This is a genomic window from Elstera cyanobacteriorum (assembly GCF_002251735.1).
Classification (GTDB): domain Bacteria; phylum Pseudomonadota; class Alphaproteobacteria; order Elsterales; family Elsteraceae; genus Elstera; species Elstera cyanobacteriorum.
Genome location: NZ_NOXS01000030.1, coordinates 15,149 through 38,094 on the forward strand (window position 1 = coordinate 15,149; position 22,946 = coordinate 38,094).

Genomic DNA, 22,946 nt, shown 5'->3' on the forward strand with positions numbered 1-22,946 from the left:
ATCCCTAGGCGGTGATGACTTCGGCGATATTCAGCAGGCGCATTGGCGGATAAAGATCCAGCTTTTGGGCCACCGGAATACGGATGATGAAGGAAAAACGCTTTAGGGTTTCGACCGGCACCGACTGCGCGGGCTTACCGCCGACCAAAATTTCGCTGGCCTTATACCCCGCAAAACGCCCGACGTTATAGGCGCGGCTGACGAGGCCCATCAGCATATTCGACTGGCGCACGGGCAATTCCGTGGCGCAGAAGGTCGGAATCTTTAGCTCCAGCGCCGTATCGGCAACGGCCTTGCTATTGTTGGAGCCGACGAGCGTATCCGGGCCGATGTAGATAAAATCAGCACCTTCCTTGGCGGCCTGCCGCACGAGATCGGGGATCGCCGCCGCGTTCGGTTTCTTCTCCGCATCCATCGGCACGGGCTTGTCGAGCATCTGGAAGCCCAGCGGCTGTTGCAAGGTGCGCAACTCATCCGCCGTCACCACCATATTGCTTTCGGCAGGATTGTAGATGATGGCCAGCTTCTTGACCGGCTTCATCAGGCTGATCGTGCGCACCTGCGTATCCAGCGGGGCAATGTGGCGGGTGCCGGTGCAGTTACGCCCCGGCGCATCGAGCGACGGCACGACCTTCGAAGCGACGGGATTGGTGACCGAACTGAACACCACCGGAATATCGGTAATGAATTTCGACTTATCCGCCGCATCGTGACTGCCGAGAACCGCCTGGGTGATCGGCGTGAAGATGGTGAAGATTAGGTCGGGCTTGGTTTCGCGCAGAGCCTCAATATGACCGGGCATATCGGCCATATTGGCGATGACGCGCATATCGTAGTCGACCTTAATGCGGGCATTGGCGAAGAAATCGCGAAAGCCAACCACATCGCCAATATTCTCACGCGGGGTCAGAATGGCGATACGGAAGGTCTTGCCCGCCGCCGCCTGAGCAAAGGCCGGGGCAGCAAGGCCGGTGGACAGTCCCGCCGAGGCGATACCCGCCCCGGCAAGGAAATGACGACGCGAAAAGTTCATCATATCAAGCCCGTCCCTCATGCGCGGGGGCGCTCGGCTCCCGGAAGGCTACAAAGAGAAGCAAACAGATGGCGGCACAGCCGGCCAGGATATAGCCGATCCCCGTGATCGCCCCGGCGTAACCGAAGCGCGCCAACAACAGACCGGCGACGAAGGGCGCAATGACATTGCCGATGCGCTCCATCAGGCGGAACATCGCCAGCACGGTCGTTTCGCTGAGTTTCTGCGTCTGCTGACCGTGCGACAGAGTGGTGACCAGCGCCAGTTGCGGCGTCATCACCAGACCGTGAGCGATACCGAGGACGGTGAGGCCGATGACCATCGACCAAATCGACGTGTTCAGCACCGCAACCACCCCGGCGACCGCGGCCAAGACCCCGCCAACGACGACGAAGAATTTACGATTGCCGAACTTATCGGACAGGCTGCTGGCAACCGGCGACACGAAGATCATCGCCAGCCAATAGAGCAACAACACCCGCCCGATCATCGACTGGCTGATGCCCTGTTCGTTCAGATACAGCGGCACCAAGAAGAAAACGAGGGCGGTCAGCGCCAGCTTGGTCGGGATGGCCGAGAAAAGCACCACGCCCATAAAGCGCGGATTGGCGATGAACAGCCCAAGGTTCTTTAGGCTGAAGCGTTCGGCCTGGGTCATGATCGGGCGCTCTTGGATGGCGCGATAGACCATCGCCGCCGCCGCAATCGCAAGGCCTGCCGATAGGATGAAGGTTATACGGAAACCAAGCTGATCCGCCAAAATCCCGCCGATGGCTGGGCCGCAGACCCCTGCGGTCAGAATGCCGCCCGCATAGCCCGCCATCCCCTGCGCGCGGGTTTCGCGCGTCGTATTATCAATAACGAAGCCTTGGGCGGAGATGAAGACCATCGCATAGCCGATGGCAGTGATCGAGCGGGCGATCAACAAATGCACCAGGGTCAGAGCCAAGCCCGAGGCGACAAGCCCAAGGGCAGCCAGCAAAGCCCCGACTAGGAACACTTTCCGACGCCCGAATTTCTCCGAATAGACCCCGGCGAACGGCTGCGCCAAGGCCCAAAGCAGCATGAACAGCGCAATCGGCGCGCCGATCACCACTTCCATCGCTAGGCCCGGCACGGGATCGAACAACTGCTTGATATAAACCGACAGGAAGGTTCGGGTCAGCTCTTCGGCCAAGCTGAAAACGAAAACGGCAATACGGATCAACGCCGTGCCCTGCTGGCCGCTGGAGTGCAACTCGGCCGGTTTCGGCGGGAAGGCGAATTCGAACTTATCCAGCGTTCCCGTAACCTTGGCACGGGCGTCCGCACCCCAACCGGTGACCGCCTGGGCAAGCTCTTCGTAGCGCCGCCGGACCGATGCGACCGCCTCGTCGATCCGCAGACCGATCCGCCCCAACTCATCCCGGGTTTTCGGCGCAATCGGGCGGCCGAAGTACCCATCCGCCAAGCGGGTCGCCATCTCGTGAATATCCCGGATCGGACGCAGGATGGAGGCGTTGACGAAGTAAAGCAGGATTTCAAAGGTGAACAGCGCAGCGACCAGCAGGATGATCGCAAGGTCGTAGTAGACCTCCTCCAACTGATTGCTAACAAAATCCGCCCGCGCCCCAACGTGCAAAACGCCGACGATGCCGCCGGTGTCGGTTTCGATGGGCAGCGATTTAGTGATGAACACCGTCCCAAGCCGCCCCTGCGTCATCGCCTTGGCCTGCACCGCGTCGCGCGTGATCTGGGCCAATCCGGCGTCGAAGGTCGTCGATAAGGTGCCGCGCAGATGCAGCCGCTTACCGTTCAGGTCGGTGATGGTGATGAAGCCGATATCCTTATTGTCAGCCAGGATATCGTCGAACAACTCATCGGTCCCGGAGAGCTTATCGACGGGGATGCCCCATTCGACAGCCCGGTCGATCTGCGCCAAAACATAGGTGCCGACCTTCTCCGCCTTCTTTTCAAGTTCCGGCAGAATTTGCGGCTCAAAAAGACTGCGCGAGAAAATAGAAAAGCCTGCCAGCATGACCAGAAGCAGAAGTACTGCTAGGGTCAAAAGCCGCGAGCTGATGGATTTTGCGAGAGTATTATTCATGCTTTTTCTGCTGCCTGCTTCAGCTCGCGCTCGGCGCCCTTCAGGGTATCGACAATGGCGACGAGATCATCGCCTAAGGCCCCCTGCGGTTTTGGCACGGATGCCGCTTCCCCGCCCGCCGCGAAAGCGGCAGTGACATAGGTTTCCCCATCGCGGAACCCGCCGATGATCTTGCGGAACACCAACCAGACGCCAACCACCGTGACAAGACCGCATCCGATGATGGCAATCGCCGCAGCAATCGATAAGCCGGGCCGCACTGCCGCCGTGCGCTGGGTAATCGCTGATTTGGCGTAGCGCAACATAACGCTACCCGCAACCTGACCGAACGTATTCCGAAGAGTTGCCCCCAGCACGGGATTACCCTCGAAACTTTCCTGCCAAATACCACCGTCGCTGCGGCTCATCGTGCGGACCCAATCATCCGGCAGGCGCGCGTCGATGCGGTTCTTATCGGTCGAAAACAAGATGGTTCCAGCCGGGTCGGCGATTTCAATCGCCAGAATTTGATTGTCGCTGCGCTCTTCGCGCTCGATAAGCTGCTCAAGATCACGCAGCTCGGGCAAAGACAAACCCAGGTTCATCGCATTTTCAACGTCACCCTGCAAACCATTGACAGTGACGACGAAGCGGGAGGCAATAACGTTCGTAACGGTCTTTTCAAACTTGAAATAGTTCAACAAAGCCGTGAGAATCAGTGCCATTCCGAACACGAGCTGAAGCATTAAAACGATTTTAAGCGACAGCTTTCCGCGCATGATTTGCCTCGACCCATAGTGATACCACCTTAGGTGGTGGCTTTAGAAAGTCTTTCGGTGACTGGATTTCCAGCATATCGCGGCAATGATGAACAGAAAATTAAAATCGCTCTCAAACTTGGCTTTGGCGCAATTTTATGGCAAGACAGAACCGGATTTTGATCAGGCTTCACGTCTGGTGCCGAATCTTCCAATCTCGGATTGGATTTGTCTGTAAGCGCTGGCCTTTTGGTATTTTTGCAATAGTCTGTTGACATCAGAGTGGCTTACTTACCGCCATCTGAGCAATGGGGTGGTACACGATGACTTTCCGATTGCGGATCTTTTTTGCCATCCTGTTTTTTGTTGCGATTATATTTCTTCTCCTGCTGCAACTAAACCGCAGTCTGGTTGGAAAAACCTATGATTCGATTGCCGAAACCCGCTTTTTGTTTGTGTCGCAGAGCCTAAAGACAGCGCTAGAATTGAATATCGGCCTCGGGTTTCCCCTGGCAGAGCTCCGGGTTAGCCAAGACCTGATCGAGCGGGAAAAGGCCGATGACGACCAGATTTTGGCCATCGAGGTGCTGGACGATACCGGGCGTAGCCTTTTTAGCACCGATCGCGGCACGGTCGGCGAAGACGCCCCCGCCGATTGGTTACAGGCCTTGCAGGTGAGCAGCGGTCAACGGTGGACGGTGACGGAGCGCGACGCCATCGTGATCGGCGTCCCCATCGTTAACGACTTCGAAAGAACGGTCGGTTACGTCGCCCTTCAGTACTCCAAGGCCTATTTCGACCAGAAGTTGACCGATTTCACCGAAAGCCTGCTTGGCTGGGGAACGGCCATCCTGGCAGGCTTGGCGGCGTTGCTGGCTCTTGGCACTTATGGGACGACCGCTCCGCCCGCCGCTCGGCCCCGGGCTTTGCTGGCGATTTTCAACGGCGACAGCAGCTCAGACGCCGGAAACGACGATCTTCTGAACCTCGCCCGTGCTGCCCAGGACAAAATTACCTCGGCATCATCCTATCTCGACGGCCGCGCCAAAGACCTTCAGCGACTGGATGACGAACTATGAGCCGCCCGATGGACAAACGGCCTTATTCCCTGCGGCTAACGCTGCTCACTGGTTTGCTGCTGTTCGTCGCGGTCGCCGGGGCACTATGGGCGGCCCATCGTACCGTCGCCCCGTTGCTTGTCGCCGAAATGCAGAAGAATAGCGCTGCGGTGGGCCGTTCGGTTGTCAAACAGTTTTCGGGCGCCGTCGCCTCTGGCATTCCGCTGGCGAAACTCGCGGGCGTCGATGAAATGCTGGAAGCCGTGATCGGCGACAACCCGTCGCTGAACGCGATTGAGGTCACTGATCCCCAGGGCCGTATTCTGTTTACCTCTGGCGATAAGCTGCCCGCCGATGACCGGGGCGGCGCGTCACCGCTGACCCGCCCCGTGGTCAGCAGCCTGCCGATCACCGTCAACGGCACCACCGTCGGCACGCTCCGCGTCGGCAGCGATCTTAGCTTTATGGCCGACCGGGTGTGGCTCTATCTCGCCACCACGCTGGGGGTGATCCTCGCCAGCCTATTGCTGGTGCACGAAGTCGCACGGCTCATTCTGGCCCGGGCCATCGATACGCCCTCGGCCCAATTGGGGGCGGCGCTTCGCACGATTTTGGAAGGCGACTACAGCACCGCCGTCGTCAGTTCCGCACCGGGCACGATGGGTCGCGCCATTCGCAAGCTAAATACCAATCTGCGCGCGGTGACGGATCGGTTCGAACGGTTCGCCGCCTCGGCCAATGCTATTCGCGGCCTTGATCTCGATGCCGCCTCCGCCGACCGACTGTCGCGGATGCTGGAAGACGCCAAACTGCGCTTCCCCACCCTGATGACCGAAGCCGGGCGCCCCGCCCTGCCGCCGCCCGCGCGCCCGGATGGCCGTTGGGTACTGCTGCTGCTGGCCCTCTTGAGCGAGATGATCCGTCCGCTGGTGCCCGTAATCGGCGCCGACCGCAGCCTAACCGGCCTCGACCCAGCCTTGCTGGCCGCAGTGCCCCTGGGCCTCAACCTCGTCGGGATCGGTTTTGGCGTCGTCCTCGCGCCGCTGGTGCGCCCGTCGCGCCGGACTAGCGTTTTCTTGCTGATGCTGGTTTTGGTCGCCCTGTCGCTGGTTATCGTCGCGGCAAGCCCGAGCGCTGTGGTCTTCTGGACGTGCCGCTTGGCTGCGGGCATCGGGCTTGGGCTGGCGTGGCGCCTTCTGTCCCAGCGCTACCGCACCGATATCCTGCAAGATAGTCGTACCTTGCTGATTGCCGGCCTCGGGTTCCATGCCGTCGGGCCGATGATCGGCGCGGTGATCGGCGAAAGTTTCGGGGTGCAGAGTGCGCTTTGGTTCTTCGCCGCCGCCAGTGTGGCATCGGGTCTTTACGGTTGGAACAGCCTGCGCCACCTGCCCGAGATCACCGATCCCGAGACGGAAGAACAGGTCGATACGCCACGCCTCTGGTCCGCTGGGATTATGGCCGTCATCATTGGCGCCGTGTTGTTCGGCACCTTGCCCGTGCAGGGGCTGACCTCGGGGACGTTGATGGCCAGCGTCCCGTTTTACGCCCTCTTTGGGGTCGGGATTCTGGTCGGTGTTCTTGCGGCAGGCCCGCAGTCGCGCCGGACTGGTACCGGCCTACTGTTGGCGGCGGTTGGGTTGACGCTGCTCATCCTGCTACCCGATGTTATCGGTGCGGGATTGGGCCTGCTGTTGTTGGGCGGCGGCTGGGGCGCAATGCGAACGATGCGCCCATCGTCGGGCCTGATCCTGATCGATTCGGCGGGCGGCCTGATTGGGATCAGCTTGGCCGCGCTGACGGCCTCGGCCCATATGCCCGACATTCTGTTAAGTTTAAGCATTTTGGCCGCTATAATCGGGGGTGCCGCCCTTCTGCGGCCTCAGTCCCTCGTGTCCCGGGAGCCCTAACCCCCGATGCTGCTTCGTACCCGGGTCGTCCTGATTGTCGCAGTCGCTTTCCTCCTCCTGACCGGCGGTCTCATTGTTGCAAGCTGGCAACGGGAACGGCTGGTCGAAGACCGACGGAGCGAAGAAACCTTCCAGACCCAAACCCTGCTATGGTCGAAGATCGTCGAACGGTACGAGCAGGATTTGCGCGCGCAACTGCGCGCTTTGCTCTCCCCCGCGCTTGCCGACGCGCTGGACCATGGCCGACAGGACGAGGTGCAGAAGATCCTCGAAGCCGATATTGGGCGCTTGCAGAGCGAACGGCACGTCGATCAGGTCGATCTTGTCGATGACGATGGCGAAGTGTTGCTGACCACGGCCAGCGGCTTCCCCCCACCGACCCTGCTGGACGCCGGGACGGTCAGCCAGATTATGGCCGATCCGCAAGTGCTGGCCCTCGTGCAGCAGGACAGCAGCCGCCGCTTTCGCATTACCGTAGCGCAGCCGGTCATCGGCAGTTCGGGTCAGATCAGCGGCGCCTTGGCGGCGGCTATTGATAGCGACCGCGCTTTGGCCGAACTGAGCGAGGGGTTGGGCGGGGATGCCTATATCCTGTCGCTCCGCAATCGCGTCGCCCACGGCACCAACGAGGCGCTGGCCAAGCAATTGGCCTTCGATCTGCCGATCCGCCAACGCTATATCGAGCATCGCACGGTCGTTGGGCGGGTCTATCAGATTGCTTCCGTTCCGCTGGTCGATGCGGTTGGGCGTGTCGTCGGGGCGCTGGTGACGGTCAAGGATGTGACGACCACCGTTTCGCGGGTGGATCGGGTCGGGTTAGCCTCGGTCCTGATGGTGGTGCTGGGCGTTGCCCTGATCATCGCCTTCCTGATCTGGTATCTGCGCCGGTCCTTCGGGCCGCTGGACGATGCCATTACCGGGCTGAATGCCTTGTCGCGCGGCGATACCTCCGTGCAGATTTTCGCCCCGAAGAACGATGAAATCGGCCGGATCGCCGCCGCCGTCGAAGTCTTCCGTGACCATGCTCGCACCATCGACCGCTACCGGGACGAGCGCGAACGCCAGCGCCGCCGTCAGGAACGGATGATCCGCCGCCAAATGCTGGCGCTGGCCGATACGCTGGACGAAGAAGCGCGCGGCGAAGTGCTGGGCGACCTTGATGCCATCGTGCAGGACCGGCGCGAATCGGAAGCCGCCCATGATCCCAACCGGGGGGATGAAGACCAACTGACCCTCCTGTCGTCGGTGCTGAAGCAACTGTGTAACCGCATGTTGGCCGATATCGCTGAACGCCGCAAAGCGGAGAAGATTCGCGAAACCTTCGGCAAATACATCGATCCGCGCGTCGTCGAAAGCCTGTTGCTCGATCCGAATATCGGCGGTCAGCAGCAGGTGATGACGGTCTCCTTCGCCGATATGCAGGGGTTCACCAGCCTGTCCGAGCGGCTTAACCCGAGCGAGCTTGTGTCGGTGCTGAACGATTACCTCACCCTGATGTCGCGCCCGATCAAGGATCAGCACGGGATCGTCGATAAATATATGGGCGATGCGGTCATGGCCTTCTGGGGCCCGCCGTTCACGATGGATATGTCGCAAGCGTCGGAAGCCTGTCTCGCCGCCCTTGAACAGCGGGAAGAGGTGCGGGCCTGGGTCAACCGGCTGATGCGCAGTGGGCGCTTTACCCACGAGATTGAACGCATCGATATCCGCTGCGGCATCGCTACCGGCGAGTTGATTGTCGGCTCGATCGGTTCCGACCAATCGCGCACCTATACGGTCTTGGGCGATACCGCCAACCTTGCCGCGCGTTTGGAGACGGCCAATAAAGCGCTAGGCACGCGCATGCTCATCTCTGGTTCGACACGCGAACTGGCGGGGGCGCGTATCGAAACCCGCGAGATGGAAAAAATCATCGTCATGGGTAAGACCGAGGCGACGGTGGTCTATGAACTTCTGGCCGAAGCCGGGAAGCTGGACGATCACACCGCCCGCTTGCGCGATCACTTCGAAATGGGTTTGCGGCGCTACTATCGCCGCGATTGGCAAGGCGCTGTATCGGCCTTCGAGGAATGTTTGGCCCTGCGTCCGCACGATGCCCCCAGCGAACGGCTGCTCAAGCGCAGCCTAGCCCTGCGGGCAGCCCCACCGCCGGACGATTGGACCGGCGCCTGGACCTTGCTGGAGAAATAGACGGGCGGGTTAGCCGCGAGCGCTGGCCCGAATAGCGGCGACCTTCGCCTCGAACCGCGACCAATCGTCGGCTTGCGCGATCGGCGCCCACAGGGCTTCGACATCCTCGATGGGCAGATCGGCAGGCCCATCACCAGGGGGCAGGACGGCGGCGGGATTGGCGCGGGCGTCCAGCCCGGCCCGCACCAGCCGAAAATCGGGCCGCTCATAAAGTTCCGCCTGCGGGCTGGCCGCCGCCCGATCCGCCCGTCCGCCGACCCAATCAAAGATTGTCTGCTCGAACCCGGCGCCACTGTCGAACATGAATTGGTAGAGCGTCGAGAGGAAACCAAGGTCGGCCTCAAGCTCTGTCGACACCAGCCCAAGACGGCGAAACCAGGTATCGCGCAGCGCCGGGCGGAACCGCGCCTGATAGGTTTCCAACTGCGCCACCAGGGCCGCTTCTGGCGCGAAATCCAGCAGGCATTCGGCGAGCCGTTCAAGGTTCCACAGCAGGGTCGTCGGCTGGCGACCATAGGCATACAGGCCGGTCTGATCGAAATAGGCAGCGGTGAAGCGCGGATCATACTGCTTCAGAAAACGCCAGGGGCCGTAATCGAAGCTCTCGCCGGTGATGTTGATATTATCCGTATTGAGGACGCCATGAACGAAGCCCGCGGCCATCCATTCGGCGCCGAGCTTGGCCACCGCCGCCATCACTTCGGCGAACAGGGTCAGCGCGGGCGTCGGGCCAGGGGCAACGGTCGGCCAATAGGTGGCCAGCGCATAATCGATCAACCGCCCCAGCGCGTCGGTCTGGCCGTGATAGGCGAGGCGCTGAAACGTGCCGATGCGGATGTGAGAATGGCAAAGGCGCACGAGGACCGAGGACCGGGTGGGGCTGGGTTCGTCGCCCCGGTGCAGCGCCTCGCCGGTCTCGATCAAGCTAAAACTTGTCGAGGTGGTAACGCCGCGTGCCTCCAGAAGCTCAGTCGCCAGAATCTCGCGCACGCCGCCCTTCAGCGTCAACCGGCCGTCGCCCGCACGGGAATAGGGCGTCTGGCCACTGCCCTTGGTGCCAAGGTCGAACAGCCGCCCATCGGCACCGTAAAGCTGGGCAAACAGGAAGCCGCGCCCATCCCCGAGGTCGGGGTTATAGTGGCGGAACTGATGACCGTGATAGCGCAAGGCCAACGGCTGGGGGAAACTGCCGGGCAGAGGGGTGAAGCACCCAAAATGGTCGATCCATTCCGCTTCACTGAGCGTCCCTAGCCCCAAGGGTTCGGCCGCGCGCTGGTTACGCCAGCGCAGAATATGCTGGGGGAAAACCGCAGCCTGAACCGGGTCAAAAAATTCCGGCCCCAGCGTCTCATGGGATCGGCTGGGGCGATAGGCGGCGCTGGGCGGCACGCGCTATTTAACCGGCACCTGACTGACCTGCGTGCGCCGGTCCCCCAAAGCAGCGGCATAGGCTTCCACCTGGGTGCGGATGTCGGGATCTTCGGGGACGGTGCGGTCGAGTTTGATCTGATCGCCCTTCCAGGCCTTCGGATGACCGTCCTTATCGAAGGTCACGTTCAGCTTGCCAAGGTAATGGCCGAAGGACGCCGCCTGCGCCAGCAGCACCGGCTTGCCGCCCGGCCCGGTGATCACCTGCGGGGCGCCCTGGGGCTGGCCGCCGCTGTGGGCGCCTTTGCCCGACACGCCGATGATCACATCAATCCCAGCGATACGCTGGGCGATATCCTTATCCTTCTCCGCCCCGGCAGACGATACGGCGACCACCGTCTTCGTGCCCATGAAGCCAAGCTGCTTTAGCCAGAACGGCGCCTTGGCTTCAATCGGCACGATGGTCGCGTTGACGGGCGCTTTCGACTTCTGCGGAATATTGAGATCGGCAATCCCCAGCAACCCCAGGCGCTGCACGCCCCGGTCGGTCGCCAGCATCGGATAGATCTGGTCCTTCAAATAGGGATCGCGGTCGGTGCCGATATTGGCACCCAGAATGGGGAACTGTGCCGTGCGAATGAACTTGCCGAGCACTTCCGACCCTTCGGAGAATTCCGCCGCGCCCGCCGCCATCGCATCGAAGCGGGTGCGGTTCATCAGGTCGGCCAGAACATCTTGCTTATGCTGGGTCCAGAAAGCCGTACCACCGAACTGCCCGCCGGCATCGAGCAACAGCACCGTGCTCGCGCGGGCACGCTCCAGATTGGCTTGCCCAGCCAAGCGCGCAAGACCGCCCAGGCAGGCATCGGTCGCCCGTTCTTCCAGCGTGCAGGGCGTCCCATCGGTCTTCGACGGCTCCATGCGCGACGCCACGTCGCCGGTATAAAGAACGGTTAGATTGGTATCGGCCCTCGCCGCCTTGCCGAAGACCAGCGGCATGACGAGCCCCATGAAGATGCCAAGACCGATGGTCGCCGCCAGACCGTGCTTTGGGTTGGTGCGCCAATAGCGCCCCTCCCCCTCGTTCGGGGGCGACATCAATTCGGCGAGCCGTTCGGCGAAAGCATCCATCGGGGCGGAGGTCGGCACCATAATCAGTCTCACTTCAAGGTTTTAGCTAAAATCGCTAAGACTTCGGATTCACGTTGGTAATACGTAGCGCAAACACGTGGGCTTGCCAATCATCTTCTGTCGCGCTTGGATGCCGCCCCGATTGCTGCCATGGAGATGGTATCGTGACCCTGCTGCTCGCAACCCCCGGCGCCGCCGAACCTTGGCTTAAAATTTTGCGGGCGGAAGCGCCGGATCGGGCCGTTCATCTCTGGGGCCAAACCGACGCGCAGACCCTTGCCACCATCCCCTACGCGCTGGTGTGGAAACCCCCTGCGGATCTTTTTGCCCCGCTGACCGGCTTGAAGGCGATTTTCAATCTGGGGGCGGGGGTCGATGCGCTGCTGGCGAACCCCGGCCTTCCCAAGCACGTGCCGCTGGTGCGGATCGTCGATGGCGGTATGGCCGCACAGATGGCGGAATATGCCCTCTATGGGGTGCTGCACGTCCATCGCCGCTTCGATCTCTTGGCCCAGCAGCAGGCAGCCAGCGTGTGGAACGATCCCGGCATCTGTGATCCGGCGGAAACCCGCGTCGGGATTCTTGGGCTGGGGGCCTTGGCCCAGGGCGTGATCGAAAAATTACAGCCCTTCGGCTTTCCGCTATCAGGCTGGAGCCGCTCGCCGCGTAGCGTGCCGGGCGTCACCACTTATGCCGGGCTCGATAGCCTTCCGGCGTTTCTGGCGGGCTGCGACGTGCTGATCGTGCTGCTGCCGCTGACGGCGGAGACAGAGGGGCTTTTATCGGACGCACGGTTAGCGCATTTGCCGCCGGGCGCCTCCGTCATCAATCTGGCGCGTGGGGCCTTGATCGACGAGGCGGCCTTGCTCGCCCGGCTCGACAGCGGCACGATTCGCTTTGCCTTGCTCGATGTTTTTCGTCAGGAACCACTCCCCGGCGATCATCCTTTCTGGCGGCACCCCCGGGTTAGGGTCACGCCCCATACCTCCGCCGCGACCTTACCACGTGAGGCTATTCAGCAAATCCTGGGCAATATCGCCGCCTTCGAGCGGGGCGCGCCGATGCAGGGGGTGATCGACCCGACGCGCGGTTACTGACAGAGGGCGGCGGCTGAACTCGACAAGATCAGCCACGCCCCGGCCCGTTTCAGCCGGGCGTGAAAATCGGCTGCATCGCTTTGGACGATGAACACCGACGGCAGCCCGCCGGGCGCCACCAGCGCCGCCCCGGCTTCCGCGACGGCGGCCAGGGTAGCGTCGCGGGAATAGGTCGGCGGGAAAACAACGGCAACCGGCTCCTTTGACCCTAGGGGGGCGCTAAGGCCCGCCCCGGCGGCCATCAGCGGCAGCCCGAGCGCCAGCGGCAAGCTGAGCCGCCCGACCCAGCGCCGCGCGCCGACCTTAGGCGGCTTGGGCATCGGCCCGTACGTCGCCGAGGAACGCATCGACGTCGCCGCGCAGTTTTTCCGTCTGTTCGGATAGGGTTTTGGCGACGCCGAGCAGCGTATCGGCAACCTGACGGGCGGCGCGGGTATCGCCGGAAATCGCCGTAATCGCCCCGGTCGCCGAGGCAACTTCCTGCGCCACCAGATCGACCCGACCCGCGAGATCGCCGGTCACGGCGTCCTGCTGATGCACCGCCACCGCTACCGACCCGGCAAGGGTGTTGATATCGGTGATCGCATGCCCGATGCGCAGGATCGACTCGACCGCCTCGTCGGTCTCGCTCTGGATGGCGGACACCTGACGCTGAATATCCTCGGTCGCCCGGGCGGTTTGCGTGGCGAGTTGCTTCACTTCGCTGGCGACGACGGCGAACCCCTTCCCGGCGTCCCCGGCGCGGGCCGCCTCGATCGTGGCATTCAGGGCCAAAAGATTGGTTTGGGCGGCGATGTCTTGGATCAAGCGGATGACCTCGCCGATTTTATCAGCGGCCTCCGCCAACTGCTGGACCCGCGTGCCGGTTTCTTCGGCGGAGCGAACGGCCTGTTGGGCGGCGGCGGCGGTTTCGTCGATCTTCGCACCGATTTCGTGAATGGACTGATGGATCTGCTGGGTCGCGGCAGCGGCGGCAATCGCCCCTTCATTGGCAGCGGCGGAGCTGTGCGTCACCCCCTGCGAAGCATCGGCGACATGACCGACCGAGGTTGCCAGCGTGGTTGCCGACTTCTGCATCACCGTCGCCTGCTCGGCCAAGCGGCGGGCGATCTGGCCGACGCGCGCTTCGAACTGTTCGGCCATCTTCAGGCGGGCGGCGCGTTCCTTGGCTTCCTGCGCCTCGTCGCGCGCCCGCTGACGGTCGGCTTGCGCGGCCTCGGCTTTGGTCTTTTCTTCCAGTTGCTCCAGGGTTTTCGCGGAAAGCACCAGGGTTTTACCCAGCATCCAGCACAGCCACACCAGCGCACCGGTTTCCAGCACCACAATCACCGCATGCAGAATCACACGGGCTAAATCCGACCCGCCCGCGAAGACGGCGGCGGGAAAGACGAAGTTGAGAATGAGGTGATGCACCGCCGTCACAGCCGCGCCCATCAGCACGACGCGCCCGTCACAGAAGGTCGCTAGGATCGCGATGGCGGCGAAATAATACATGTGCATATCGGCCTGCCAGGGATGCCCGGCCAGCGCATAGACCATCAGCGAGACTTGGCCGATCAGCGCGGCCGCCAGCGTCATGCGGGTTGACAGCGCGGCCCGGTTCGCCGCCCAAGCCGCGACGCTGGCGCCGCTGAGCGCCACGCTGATCAAGCTGGGGGCGAGCAAATCGCCACCGCGTAACCAAACGGTCAGCACCACCACCGGCACATGCAAAGCGATGAAACCGACCAGGACGGCGGCCATTGTATGACGCAGGCGAACAAGCTCATCCATTCGTTGGACCTCGGTCTTAGGGAGTATGATTGGATACGATGGTAATGGGCGGTCGGATCACCGGGCGCGCAAATAACAGCACCGCGCCCGCCCAAACCCCGTATCGAGAGCGCCAATAAATCGTCGCTTTCATCCGATTGGCCGCGATAATTCCGCTGATAAGTTTAAAATTGTGCTAAATTAGCAAGGCGCCGATTGCGGGTTACGTTTGCGTCAGCGTCAAGGCACGACCGCATCCATGTCTTGCGAGAACGCATAGGCCCCTGGTTTCCCATGAGCAGCACCGCCGTTGGCAGTAATCGTTATCATGCTGAAGTTCTTCGGCTTTTTTTAAAGCAGACGCCGATTAACAGCGGTGTGACGGCAACCGCAGCGCTTGTGGTGATGGCGCAGTTCGTTTTTAGCGACTATTTGTCGCCGGTGGGTTTTGCCCTCTCGCTGGTTTGGGCCGGGCTGCATTTGGGCGGCAGCCTGTGGCATTATCGGCGTTGGAGACTCTCTCAAGGCAAAGCCCGGATTTTAACGCGCTCCCGCTTCCGCCGCCTCGCGCGGCGGTCCGTCTGGGGCAGCGGGATTTCCGGGGCGCTGTGGGGGGCTTCCTGCCTCTTCATGCAAGAGGCGCCGCCGCTCGATCAATATATCGTCGCCCTCGCGGTTGCCTCCATCATGTCCGGGTCGGTGACGACCTTGGGCGCCCTGCGCTACGCCGCCTATGCGTTTCAGACCGCTGGCATGCTGCCGTGGGCCGTGTTTTTTGCCGTTCAAGGCGGCGTGCATTGGACCTTGGCCATCCTGGCGGCAGTATACTGGGTGGCGATGACCCTCAGCGTGCGCCGGGTCAATGCCACCTATCGTGAAGCCATCGTCGCCCGGGGGGCGCAGGCCCGTCTCTCGCGCCACCTCGCCCGCCTGCGTGAAGAATGGCTGACGGTGGCCTCGGTCACCGATGCGGTGGCGCTCTTCGATGCGCAAAACCGGCTGATTTTATGGAACCGGGCGATGGAAACGCTGCTCTCCGCCGTGCCAAGCCTCGGCATGGGGTTCGAGGCCTTCCTGACCCTCGCCCCTTGGCAGCGCACCCCGCTGGCCGAGGGCACGATTGGACAGTGGAGCGCCGATTTCGCCGTCGGCGATGGGCGCTATATGCAAAGCATTCTGGCGCAGCGTGGCGCGTGGCGGGTTCTGTGCCATCGCGACGTAAGCGCGCTGAAAGCCCGGGAACTCAGCCTCGACGCCGAACGGGCGCGCGCCGTGCGCGCCGACCGCGCCAAAAGCACGTTTCTCGCGACCATGAGCCACGAGCTGCGTACCCCGCTGAACGCGATCATGGGCTTTTCCGAAGTTATCCGCGATGGCCATGTCAGCGATCCCCGGCGCATTGCCAATTACGCCGGGGATATTCATCAAAGCGCGGCGCATTTGCTGGCAATCATCAACGATATTCTCGACATCGCCCGCATCGAAAATGCCGAAATCGTCCTGCACCGCGCCCCGATCCCGATGGCGGAGTTGGTGGCCGAAACCGCCCGGATCAGCAGCGGCCAAGCCCGGCGGCTGGGGGTAACGGTCCACGCGCGGGGCGGCGACGATTGGCCGTTGATCATCGGCGACCGCACCCGCCTGGCCCAGGCCATCTGCAATTTCCTATCGAACGCCGTCAAAGTCTCGCAGTCAGGCCAGATCGTTCAAATGACGGCCCGGATCAGCGAAGAAGGGCGTTATCTGCTGACCGTGCGCGATACCGGCCCCGGCATTCCGCCCGAACGACTGCCGGACCTTTTCCGCCCCTTCGCCACCTTCGACGACCGCGACGCCTATCGCGCCGCCGGGGAGCGCGGCACCGGCCTGGGGCTTGCGATTACCAAAGATCTGCTCGATGCGCATGGAATCGCCATTTCCATCGAGACCCAGGTCGGCACCGGCACTTCGGTAACGCTCGACTTTACCCCCTGCATCGAACTGCCCCGCGACGCGGAACCGGGCGACCTTTAAACCTCTTCCGGGGTCGGGAAGCTCGCCAGGAGCGTGGCGAGAGCCTCGGGCACCGGCGCGGTCACCGACAGCGGCGGCTTATTAGCGCGGGGGGCGAAGGCCACCTGCCGGGCGTGCAGACACAGGCCTCCAGGCTCCGACCGCCCATAAAGCCGGTCGCCAACAATCGGACACCCGAGGATAGACGCCGCGTGGACGCGCAATTGATGACTGCGCCCGGTTTGGGGGTGAAACTCTACCCACGTCCGGCGATTGGCCGTTGCCAGCACGCGCCACTCGGTCACGGCTTCTTGCGCCTCCTCGCCGTCATCGGCTTTTGCAAGACGGACAGTGACACCGCCGGGGCGTTTCATATCGACCAGCGGCGCCGCGATGATGCCTCGGTCGGTGTCCGGTATCCCCTCCAGCACGGCCCAATAGGTTTTTTCGACCTGACGGGCGGCAAACAACTCGGTCATACGGATCATCGCCTTGCGGTGACGGGCCAGAATCAAGCAACCGGACGTGTCGCGATCCAAGCGATGCGCCAGCAGCGGCGGCTGCTTTAGTCCGTACTGCCATGCAAAAAGAAGTTGGCCGAGATGCAAATTTTTTCCACCCGCGACCGAATGGACCGGCAATCCGGCCGGTTTGTTAAGGACTAAAACGAGTCCATCCCGATGCAAAACCCAATCATCCAAGAGATCGGGGAGTGTTTCGGGGGATCGGCGGCGCCATTCGGCAATTTCTGCGATATCCATCTGCTGCATAGGATGGTTTTATGCCATCCACTCCTTTACTAAAATGTTAATTTTACTCACCCGCATTAACACCATCGTTTCCCGGCGCGCGCGTATGACAGGGCCAATGACAGCCATGTCACATAGGGCCGGGGTGAATTTTCGCTACACTGCCGTGCAGTGAGAGGGAGGCTTTTCATCTTAATTTAATTCCATATTAAGGGAAATTTTAGACCTAAGCGCCTACCGTCCTGGCAAGGTAAGAATGTACGCATCCGCTGAAAGGGTATGCTCTGATGGCGATGATTTTGCTCCAGTTTCTCGCAGCCTTGGGTCTCACCCTGCTGATTCTCTGGCTTGCGCGTCCGCTGGGCATCCGTCTCGGGGTTCTCGATACGCCGAATGCGGTGCGAAAGTTCCATGCGCGGCCAACGCCGAAGATGGGTGGCACGGCCCTCGCGGTTGCCGGGCTAGCGTGTGTGCTTTTACAATCTCTTCATATTGGTGTGCCGTTTCCCGCAAAGGTTGGCGTCGTTTTGGTTGCCTGCCACTACATTATCGGTCTGATCGATGATCGCGCCGACATTGATGCGCGGCTGCGGCTGATTCTATCGATGGCCGTGGTCGCCGCTGCCTTTTGGCTCGATCCGCGTCTCGTGCCCTCGGCGCTTCATTTCTCCTGGGAGGTAAGCGTCGGCATCGTGCCGGTCTTTGCCTTCATCGCGGCGGGGCTGGTGCTGGTTTCCTTCATTTTTGCTGTGAACCTGATTGACGGACGCAATGGCATCCTCGGCGGTTACGCGCTTGTCTGGCTGACGCTGCTTCAGATTACGGCCGATGCCTTGCCGATCCACTATTACGGGATCGCGATGGTCTGCTGTGCGGCCTTCCTGGTCGCCAATCTGCGCGGCTTGGTTTTTGCGGGCGACAGCGGCGCTTACCTGATCGCCAGCTCGGTCGGCATCCTCGGCCTCTATGCACAGAATAGCGGGATCGTTGCGCTCGACCAACTGCTGCTGTGGTTCATTGTCCCGGTCTTCGATGCGGCCCGCGTGCTGGCGGTGCGCCTGCGCCGGGGGCAAAGCCCGTTCCGCGGCGGGCGTGATCATCTGCACCATGTGCTGTGGGACGATACGTCGCCGCGCTGGGCCTCGGCCCTCTACGCCAGTGCAACCCTGGTGCCCTCGACCCTCAGCGTGATCGCGCCAGGACTGACAAGCGTGTGGCTGGTCGCGGCGGTGGCGTGGCTGCTGGTCCTGTCGAACCTGCCGGTTTTTCTCGCTAAGCCGCGTACCGTGTAACATTAGAAGCCGCAACGGAACCGCCGATTGCGCTAATGCGCTCGGGGCGTACCTCGGCGGGCCACCACCGGCGTCTATCGCGGCTGCTTCATCTCTAAGAGCGCTTTTTTGGACGCCGCAATCGCCAAACAATGCGCTTATGATCACGCTATACTGCCTCGGTGAAAGTGGTTCTGATGAGCAAACTCGTCGAAAAAATTATTCGCAACGCTCGAATTGCTGCGTCACCCTACTTCTGGGGCTTCACTGCGCAACGGCGTATCCGCCACCCGGACAATCGCGCGAAGATGGCACGCTTTTTAGCGCGTCGGCGTCCACAGTCTGCCATTCGCCCCGGGTCTAACGCGACGGCGGGCCTCGATAGCTTGGTTCAGAATATGAACCAGCAGGGCTATCACATGCTGTCGGGTCTGGTCGAACCGCAGCAGGTTGCCGAGATGCGGGCCTATTTTTCCGAACAAAAGGCTTCCGATCCGTACCGTCCGACCTTTGGCCGATTCCTTCCCTTGACCGAAGCCCGGCCGGAAACCCATGTCGCATTCTTCGATCCTGAAACCGTGGTCAAGGCCCCTCATGCCGCCGCCCTGGCCAATCATCCCGTACTCCTGGCGGGGATGGAGGCGCTGTTGGGCTGCAAACCCAGTATTGGGTATATCGCTGCCTGGTGGTCGCTGCCGGGGGATGGAACGGCAGAACATGCCGAGCTGTTTCACCGCGATGTCGATGATTGGGCCTTTTATAAATTCTTTCTCTATCTCACCGATGTCGATGAGCGCAGTGGGCCGCACATCTATGTGCCTGGGTCACATAACCGCGCCTCGCACCTCGATATCCGACGCTATACGGATAGCGAAGCCCATGAGTTGGGGCCGGAAGTCCGCTTTACCGGCCCAGCGGGTAGCTGTTTCCTTGAAAATACCTACGGCATGCATCGGGGATTGCCACCGCTCGACCGGCCACGCCTGATCTTTCAGGTTACCTATTGCCTGATGGGGCTGCCCTATGCTCCGCCCGCGCCCGTTGCCCCGCTGCCGCAGGGATGCGATCCCTTCATCAATCGGTTCTATTTTAAGCCCTAATCGGACCAAACTTAGCGCTCGATCAACACGGCCAGTATCGCGGGCAAGGCGGCACTGGCCAACGCGGCCCCGGAGCGGGGTAAGCACATGCCGGATCGGTACAACAAGCCCCATTGCACGGTAACTCCTGCCGCCATAAGACCGATCCCAGCAAGTGCAATGCGGTGCGACGTGACCGGCACAAACAGCATGACCAGCTCGATGACGCCCCAGGCAAACAAACCCACCAACAGAAGCGTCGGCGCGGCCTTCATACCAAGCCCCTGACGACCAAGCGAATTTTCGAACAAGGCGAGCGCCGCCCAAAGCACGGTCTGCCCGGCAACAAGCCCGACCGTTAGGCGCGATAAATCAGGAAAATCCGGCGCAATGACCGGCGCAACCAGCGGCCACACCAGCATCACGAGACAGCCGAGCCCCGCTAATCCGATCAGAATTGCCGACAAAACCTTATCGCAGCGGTCGGCGGGCCAAATGTAGAAGTTGCGGAAATTCCAAGTCATCAAAAGCTGATAGACAATTAAGAGCAGCAGACAAAGGCGGGCGGCCAGGGCCAAAGCGCCAACATCGGCAAGCGATAGGAACCGCCCCGCCAGCAAGCGCGGTGCCGCCACGAAGGCCGCCAGCACAAGGCCAGTCGCCAATAGCGGCAGCCCTTCCCGCATAGCCTTGCGCCAATTAATCCAGAGGCCGGGGATGCGGAAACGATGCAAGGTGATTGCACCACCCATCACCAAGAGAAGGGCGATGGCCCACAACCCGTAGAGCGAGGCGGACATGTCGGGCGTGATCTGCAAAACCGTCAGCAGCCCCGCGCCAATCCCGATCAAAACCAGGGTGCCATTATCGACCCAAGTGGAGATGAACTTCTGCCCCTCGGCACGGGCCCAAAAGCTGAGATTATATTGCGCCCCATAAATCGCCGCGAATACTAAGGTGAGCGGGACAATCCACAATGGCGTCGCGACCGCCGCCGCCATGCTGGCCAGGACGAGGGGCGTCGCTGACAGTAAGAAGGCCAAGGCCAGCAGGTCAGTCACGCGCTCGTGCCCGAGCAGTAATCGTAAGCGCGCCGTTGCTTGGGGGACGCCCAACCCCACAGCATTGCCGAGCAATCCGGCAACCGATAGAGCCAGTTCAACCCCACCATAGAGATCGGCGCTCAATAACCGAGGCAGCAGTAAGACGCCTAAAAACGCCAGCCCCCTGGCCCCCCCGTAAGACGCGAGGAACAGCCCAACCGTGATAAGGCGGCGAAGGCGACCCACGCGGCTAATCAAGCGACAAGCGGCGGCCATCGGTGTAGCGATCGAACAACCCAGGTTCGATCTTATTCAACACCAGGCCGACAGCGCGGCTATGACTTTGCACGAGGCGGCGGACAGCGCGGGCGATCATATGCGTTTGCGTTTGCCGCCATTGGGCTACCAGCAGCGTGGCGTCGGCCTGCTGGGCAATCAACAGACTATCCGAGACGGCGGTTGCGGGCGGGCTATCGAGAATCACCAAATCATAATGGCGCCGAACTTCTTTCAACAAACCGGCGAACAAGCGCCCGCTCAGGAGTTCCTGGGCCTTTTGCGGCGCGGGTTCCGTCGGGATGTAATGGAGCCCGCTGGCCTGATCGGTCCTAATCGGCGAGGTTCCGGTCTGCCCGTGTATCAGCAGATCATCGAGACCATTGGTGCCGGGAACCTTAAGATTACGGGCCAAGGCCGGCGTCCGCAGGTCGCAGTCGATCAACAGCACGCGTGCCCCATCGAGGGCGGCAGAGCGGGCGAGACTAAGCGCCAGCAGGCTTTTCCCTTCGTTTGGAACCGCCGAGGTCATCAGGATAACTTTCGGCGGGCTGGTGATGCTAGAAACGGTCAAAGCCGCGCGGATCGACCGGATGGCTTCGGCGAACGGGCCACCGCGCTGGGTCAGGACCAGATCGGCCCGCCCGCCCGACCGCAACAGCGCCCCGGCGCGCGGCACAAGCCCAAGGCAGGCGATGCCGACCTCGCGCTCCAACTGTTCGGCTGACCGAGCCGTCCGGTCGATCGCATCCAGTATCACGGCCAGAACCACCGCGACCGCCGCCGCAATGATGGCGGCGATAACCAAAATCAGGCCCCGACGCGGCTGATCGGGATATTTTGGCGGCTGAGCGGGGGAGACCACGCGGGCAAAGGGATTAACGAAATTTTCTTGGGTCGCGCCTTCCTGAATCCGCGTCAGAAAAGCATCCAGCACCGCGCGATTCGCATCAACGTCCCGTTCCAGTTCCCGTAACCTGACTTCAGCGGGATTGGCTTGGGCGGCCTGCCGTTGCAGGGTTTCGAGACTGCTGCGTAACGACGCCTCGCGCGCCCGGGCGATATCCGCCTCTGCCCCGATGGCCTGGGCGATCTTGGCGATTTCGCTGTCAATCTTCCGCCGCAGATCCTCCCGCTCGGCCCGAACGGCGATCATCGTCGGGTGTTTTTCGCCATAACGGTCGGTCAGTTCGGCTTCGCGGCGGATCACCTGGGCTTCCTGTTCGCGCAGGCGACCGACCAGGGGCGAATTAAGCACTTCGCCTAAGCTGGCAATATTGCCGCTGCTGCGCCCCTGCTGGATTTGCCGGAAGCGCGCGTCTTTTTCCGCCCGCTCTGCCGAAGCGATAATCAATTGATTATTGAGATTAGCGATCTGCTGCTGCGAGACGCTGGCCCCGCGCAGTTCGGCCAGATTGTTCTTTTCGCGAAACTGCTGGACTGCAAGCTCCGACCGACGAACCTGCGTGCGCAACTCCTCCGCCCGCTCGTTCAACCACCCGTTGATGCGCTTGACCGTCTGGACCCGCTCCTCCTCCTGGCCGGACAGGTAGAGGCTGACCAAGCGATTCGCAACGGCCGAGGCTAGTGCAGGATCGACGGAGCGGAACTGCACCCGGATCACATAGGATCGGCCATCGGTCATCACCGATAGATTGCCGTTGAAGCGGTTAACGAGCTCGTCCATCTCCATCGGTGGCGACGGCGACGGGGCAAACCATCCTTGTATCGCGTCGGGCAACCCGAGCGTCCGCGCCATCCGCCCCAACGGCCCCAACTGATTGCGCGCATATTCTGGATGGTCGGCGATGTTCAAGGTCTGAATGACTTTTGCCGCCAGGGGCCAGGACTGCAGCACCTGCACTTCTGTGCGGACGATGGGGAAATCCAGCGTCACGCCGGTAATGAAGTTCGGAATTTCCTGCACATTGACGCGGCGGGTGTCCAGCGCCACCGTCGCTTCGGCGGTATAACCGCGCGGTTGGGCGATCACCCACAAAATGGCGAGCGCCACAATCGTTCCGAAAACGATCAGCATCACCAGAAAACGGCGGCGCAACAGACTGAACAGTCGCCCGACGTTAAACAGCTCGTTCTCCTCCTGCATCGGCGCAGGTGGCGGGAGGAGCGTCGCTGGGGGCGGGGCGGCGGGTTGCAGTTGTGTCATCCTGCCC

The 22,946-nt window shown here is 61.8% G+C and carries 17 protein-coding genes; 7 read left to right on the top strand and 10 right to left on the bottom strand.

Annotation, left to right across the window (positions count from 1 at the left end):
• Positions 1-4: 4 nt before the first annotated feature.
• Genes CHR90_RS06015 through CHR90_RS06025 form a run of 3 tightly spaced genes read right to left on the bottom strand, consistent with a single transcriptional unit; the run spans position 5 to position 3,823 of the window.
• The gene (locus tag CHR90_RS06015; RefSeq protein ID WP_170941311.1) at positions 5-1,036 is read right to left on the bottom strand and encodes an ABC transporter substrate-binding protein; all 1,032 of its coding nucleotides are present in this window, start codon (positions 1,034-1,036) and stop codon (positions 5-7) included.
• A gap of 1 nt (position 1,037) precedes the next feature.
• Positions 1,038-3,119 carry an MFS transporter gene (locus tag CHR90_RS06020; RefSeq protein WP_094408096.1) on the bottom strand — a complete coding sequence of 694 codons (2,082 nt, stop codon included), beginning with the start codon at positions 3,117-3,119 and terminating at the stop codon, positions 1,038-1,040.
• Positions 3,116-3,823 (bottom strand): hypothetical protein, encoded by a 708-nt coding sequence (locus CHR90_RS06025; RefSeq protein ID WP_141210888.1) that lies wholly within the window; start codon positions 3,821-3,823, stop codon positions 3,116-3,118. Before CHR90_RS06025 ends, CHR90_RS06020 begins: the two co-directional genes overlap by 4 nt.
• A gap of 356 nt (positions 3,824-4,179) precedes the next feature.
• Between CHR90_RS06025 and CHR90_RS06030 the strand changes: the two genes are divergently transcribed.
• From CHR90_RS06030 to CHR90_RS06040, 3 genes are read left to right on the top strand one after another with little or no spacing between them, the layout of a single operon-like run.
• On the top strand, positions 4,180-4,935 hold the full coding sequence (locus CHR90_RS06030; protein WP_094408098.1) for a hypothetical protein: 756 nt from the start codon (positions 4,180-4,182) through the stop codon (positions 4,933-4,935).
• Positions 4,932-6,824: an MFS transporter gene (locus CHR90_RS06035; protein WP_094408099.1), complete on the top strand. Its 1,893-nt coding sequence runs from the start codon at positions 4,932-4,934 to the stop codon at positions 6,822-6,824. The genes CHR90_RS06030 and CHR90_RS06035 overlap by 4 nt, the downstream gene beginning before the upstream one ends.
• A gap of 6 nt (positions 6,825-6,830) precedes the next feature.
• Positions 6,831-9,014, top strand: a complete 2,184-nt coding sequence (locus tag CHR90_RS06040) for an adenylate/guanylate cyclase domain-containing protein (protein ID WP_094408100.1) — start codon at positions 6,831-6,833, stop codon at positions 9,012-9,014.
• 9 nt (positions 9,015-9,023) lie between these two features.
• Here CHR90_RS06040 and CHR90_RS06045 read toward each other — a convergent pair whose 3' ends face one another.
• On the bottom strand, positions 9,024-10,403 hold the full coding sequence (locus tag CHR90_RS06045; protein ID WP_094408101.1) for a protein adenylyltransferase SelO: 1,380 nt from the start codon (positions 10,401-10,403) through the stop codon (positions 9,024-9,026).
• A 3-nt stretch (positions 10,404-10,406) separates the two neighbouring features.
• Entirely contained in the window at positions 10,407-11,534 is a 1,128-nt protein-coding gene (locus CHR90_RS06050) for a metallophosphoesterase family protein (protein ID WP_094408102.1), read from the bottom strand.
• Positions 11,535-11,677: 143 nt separating this feature from the next.
• Here CHR90_RS06050 and CHR90_RS06055 point away from each other — a divergent pair, with 143 nt between their 5' ends.
• Complete coding sequence (locus CHR90_RS06055; protein WP_094408103.1) at positions 11,678-12,610, top strand: 2-hydroxyacid dehydrogenase; 933 nt, start codon at positions 11,678-11,680, stop codon at positions 12,608-12,610.
• Here the strand turns inward: CHR90_RS06055 and CHR90_RS06060 are convergent.
• Together CHR90_RS06060 and CHR90_RS06065 are read right to left on the bottom strand one after the other, a co-directional pair.
• Positions 12,604-12,930 carry a hypothetical protein gene (locus CHR90_RS06060; RefSeq protein ID WP_094408104.1) on the bottom strand — a complete coding sequence of 109 codons (327 nt, stop codon included), beginning with the start codon at positions 12,928-12,930 and terminating at the stop codon, positions 12,604-12,606. The two genes, CHR90_RS06055 and CHR90_RS06060, sit on opposite strands and share 7 nt — an antisense overlap.
• Positions 12,914-14,383, bottom strand: a complete 1,470-nt coding sequence (locus CHR90_RS06065; protein WP_094408105.1) for a methyl-accepting chemotaxis protein — start codon at positions 14,381-14,383, stop codon at positions 12,914-12,916. Before CHR90_RS06065 ends, CHR90_RS06060 begins: the two co-directional genes overlap by 17 nt.
• A 273-nt stretch (positions 14,384-14,656) precedes the next feature.
• Here CHR90_RS06065 and CHR90_RS06070 point away from each other — a divergent pair, with 273 nt between their 5' ends.
• The gene (locus CHR90_RS06070) at positions 14,657-16,375 is read left to right on the top strand and encodes a sensor histidine kinase (protein WP_094408106.1); all 1,719 of its coding nucleotides are present in this window, start codon (positions 14,657-14,659) and stop codon (positions 16,373-16,375) included.
• Here the strand turns inward: CHR90_RS06070 and CHR90_RS06075 are convergent.
• Positions 16,372-17,124 carry an RluA family pseudouridine synthase gene (locus CHR90_RS06075; protein WP_308421782.1) on the bottom strand — a complete coding sequence of 251 codons (753 nt, stop codon included), beginning with the start codon at positions 17,122-17,124 and terminating at the stop codon, positions 16,372-16,374. The two genes, CHR90_RS06070 and CHR90_RS06075, sit on opposite strands and share 4 nt — an antisense overlap.
• A gap of 266 nt (positions 17,125-17,390) precedes the next feature.
• On the opposite strand from CHR90_RS06075, the gene CHR90_RS06080 reads away from it, so the two are divergent.
• Together CHR90_RS06080 and CHR90_RS06085 are read left to right on the top strand one after the other, a co-directional pair.
• Entirely contained in the window at positions 17,391-18,395 is a 1,005-nt protein-coding gene (locus CHR90_RS06080) for a glycosyltransferase family 4 protein (protein WP_094408107.1), read from the top strand.
• A gap of 176 nt (positions 18,396-18,571) precedes the next feature.
• Positions 18,572-19,474 carry a phytanoyl-CoA dioxygenase family protein gene (locus tag CHR90_RS06085; RefSeq protein ID WP_094408108.1) on the top strand — a complete coding sequence of 301 codons (903 nt, stop codon included), beginning with the start codon at positions 18,572-18,574 and terminating at the stop codon, positions 19,472-19,474.
• An 11-nt stretch (positions 19,475-19,485) separates the two neighbouring features.
• Here CHR90_RS06085 and CHR90_RS06090 read toward each other — a convergent pair whose 3' ends face one another.
• Together CHR90_RS06090 and CHR90_RS06095 are read right to left on the bottom strand one after the other, a co-directional pair.
• Complete coding sequence (locus CHR90_RS06090; RefSeq protein WP_170941312.1) at positions 19,486-20,742, bottom strand: oligosaccharide flippase family protein; 1,257 nt, start codon at positions 20,740-20,742, stop codon at positions 19,486-19,488.
• 4 nt (positions 20,743-20,746) lie between these two features.
• A complete protein-coding gene (locus tag CHR90_RS06095) occupies positions 20,747-22,939 on the bottom strand; it encodes a GumC family protein (protein WP_094408110.1) in 2,193 nt (730 codons plus the stop codon).
• Positions 22,940-22,946 lie beyond the last annotated feature (7 nt).

Bases quoted from the DNA above. Each gene is read 5' to 3' on its own strand.
- CHR90_RS06015 (WP_170941311.1), bottom strand. From the start codon at position 1,036: ATGATGAACTTTTCGCGTCGTCATTTCCTTGCCGGGGCGGGTATCGCC.
- CHR90_RS06020 (WP_094408096.1), bottom strand. From the start codon at position 3,119: ATGAATAATACTCTCGCAAAATCCATCAGCTCGCGGCTTTTGACCCTA.
- CHR90_RS06025 (WP_141210888.1), bottom strand. From the start codon at position 3,823: ATGGCACTGATTCTCACGGCTTTGTTGAACTATTTCAAGTTTGAAAAG.
- CHR90_RS06030 (WP_094408098.1), top strand. From the start codon at position 4,180: ATGACTTTCCGATTGCGGATCTTTTTTGCCATCCTGTTTTTTGTTGCG.
- CHR90_RS06035 (WP_094408099.1), top strand. From the start codon at position 4,932: ATGAGCCGCCCGATGGACAAACGGCCTTATTCCCTGCGGCTAACGCTG.
- CHR90_RS06040 (WP_094408100.1), top strand. From the start codon at position 6,831: ATGCTGCTTCGTACCCGGGTCGTCCTGATTGTCGCAGTCGCTTTCCTC.
- CHR90_RS06050 (WP_094408102.1), bottom strand. From the start codon at position 11,534: ATGGTGCCGACCTCCGCCCCGATGGATGCTTTCGCCGAACGGCTCGCC.
- CHR90_RS06060 (WP_094408104.1), bottom strand. From the start codon at position 12,930: ATGCCCAAGCCGCCTAAGGTCGGCGCGCGGCGCTGGGTCGGGCGGCTC.
- CHR90_RS06065 (WP_094408105.1), bottom strand. From the start codon at position 14,383: ATGGATGAGCTTGTTCGCCTGCGTCATACAATGGCCGCCGTCCTGGTC.
- CHR90_RS06070 (WP_094408106.1), top strand. From the start codon at position 14,657: ATGAGCAGCACCGCCGTTGGCAGTAATCGTTATCATGCTGAAGTTCTT.
- CHR90_RS06075 (WP_308421782.1), bottom strand. From the start codon at position 17,124: ATGCAGCAGATGGATATCGCAGAAATTGCCGAATGGCGCCGCCGATCC.
- CHR90_RS06080 (WP_094408107.1), top strand. From the start codon at position 17,391: ATGGCGATGATTTTGCTCCAGTTTCTCGCAGCCTTGGGTCTCACCCTG.
- CHR90_RS06085 (WP_094408108.1), top strand. From the start codon at position 18,572: ATGAGCAAACTCGTCGAAAAAATTATTCGCAACGCTCGAATTGCTGCG.
- CHR90_RS06095 (WP_094408110.1), bottom strand. From the start codon at position 22,939: ATGACACAACTGCAACCCGCCGCCCCGCCCCCAGCGACGCTCCTCCCG.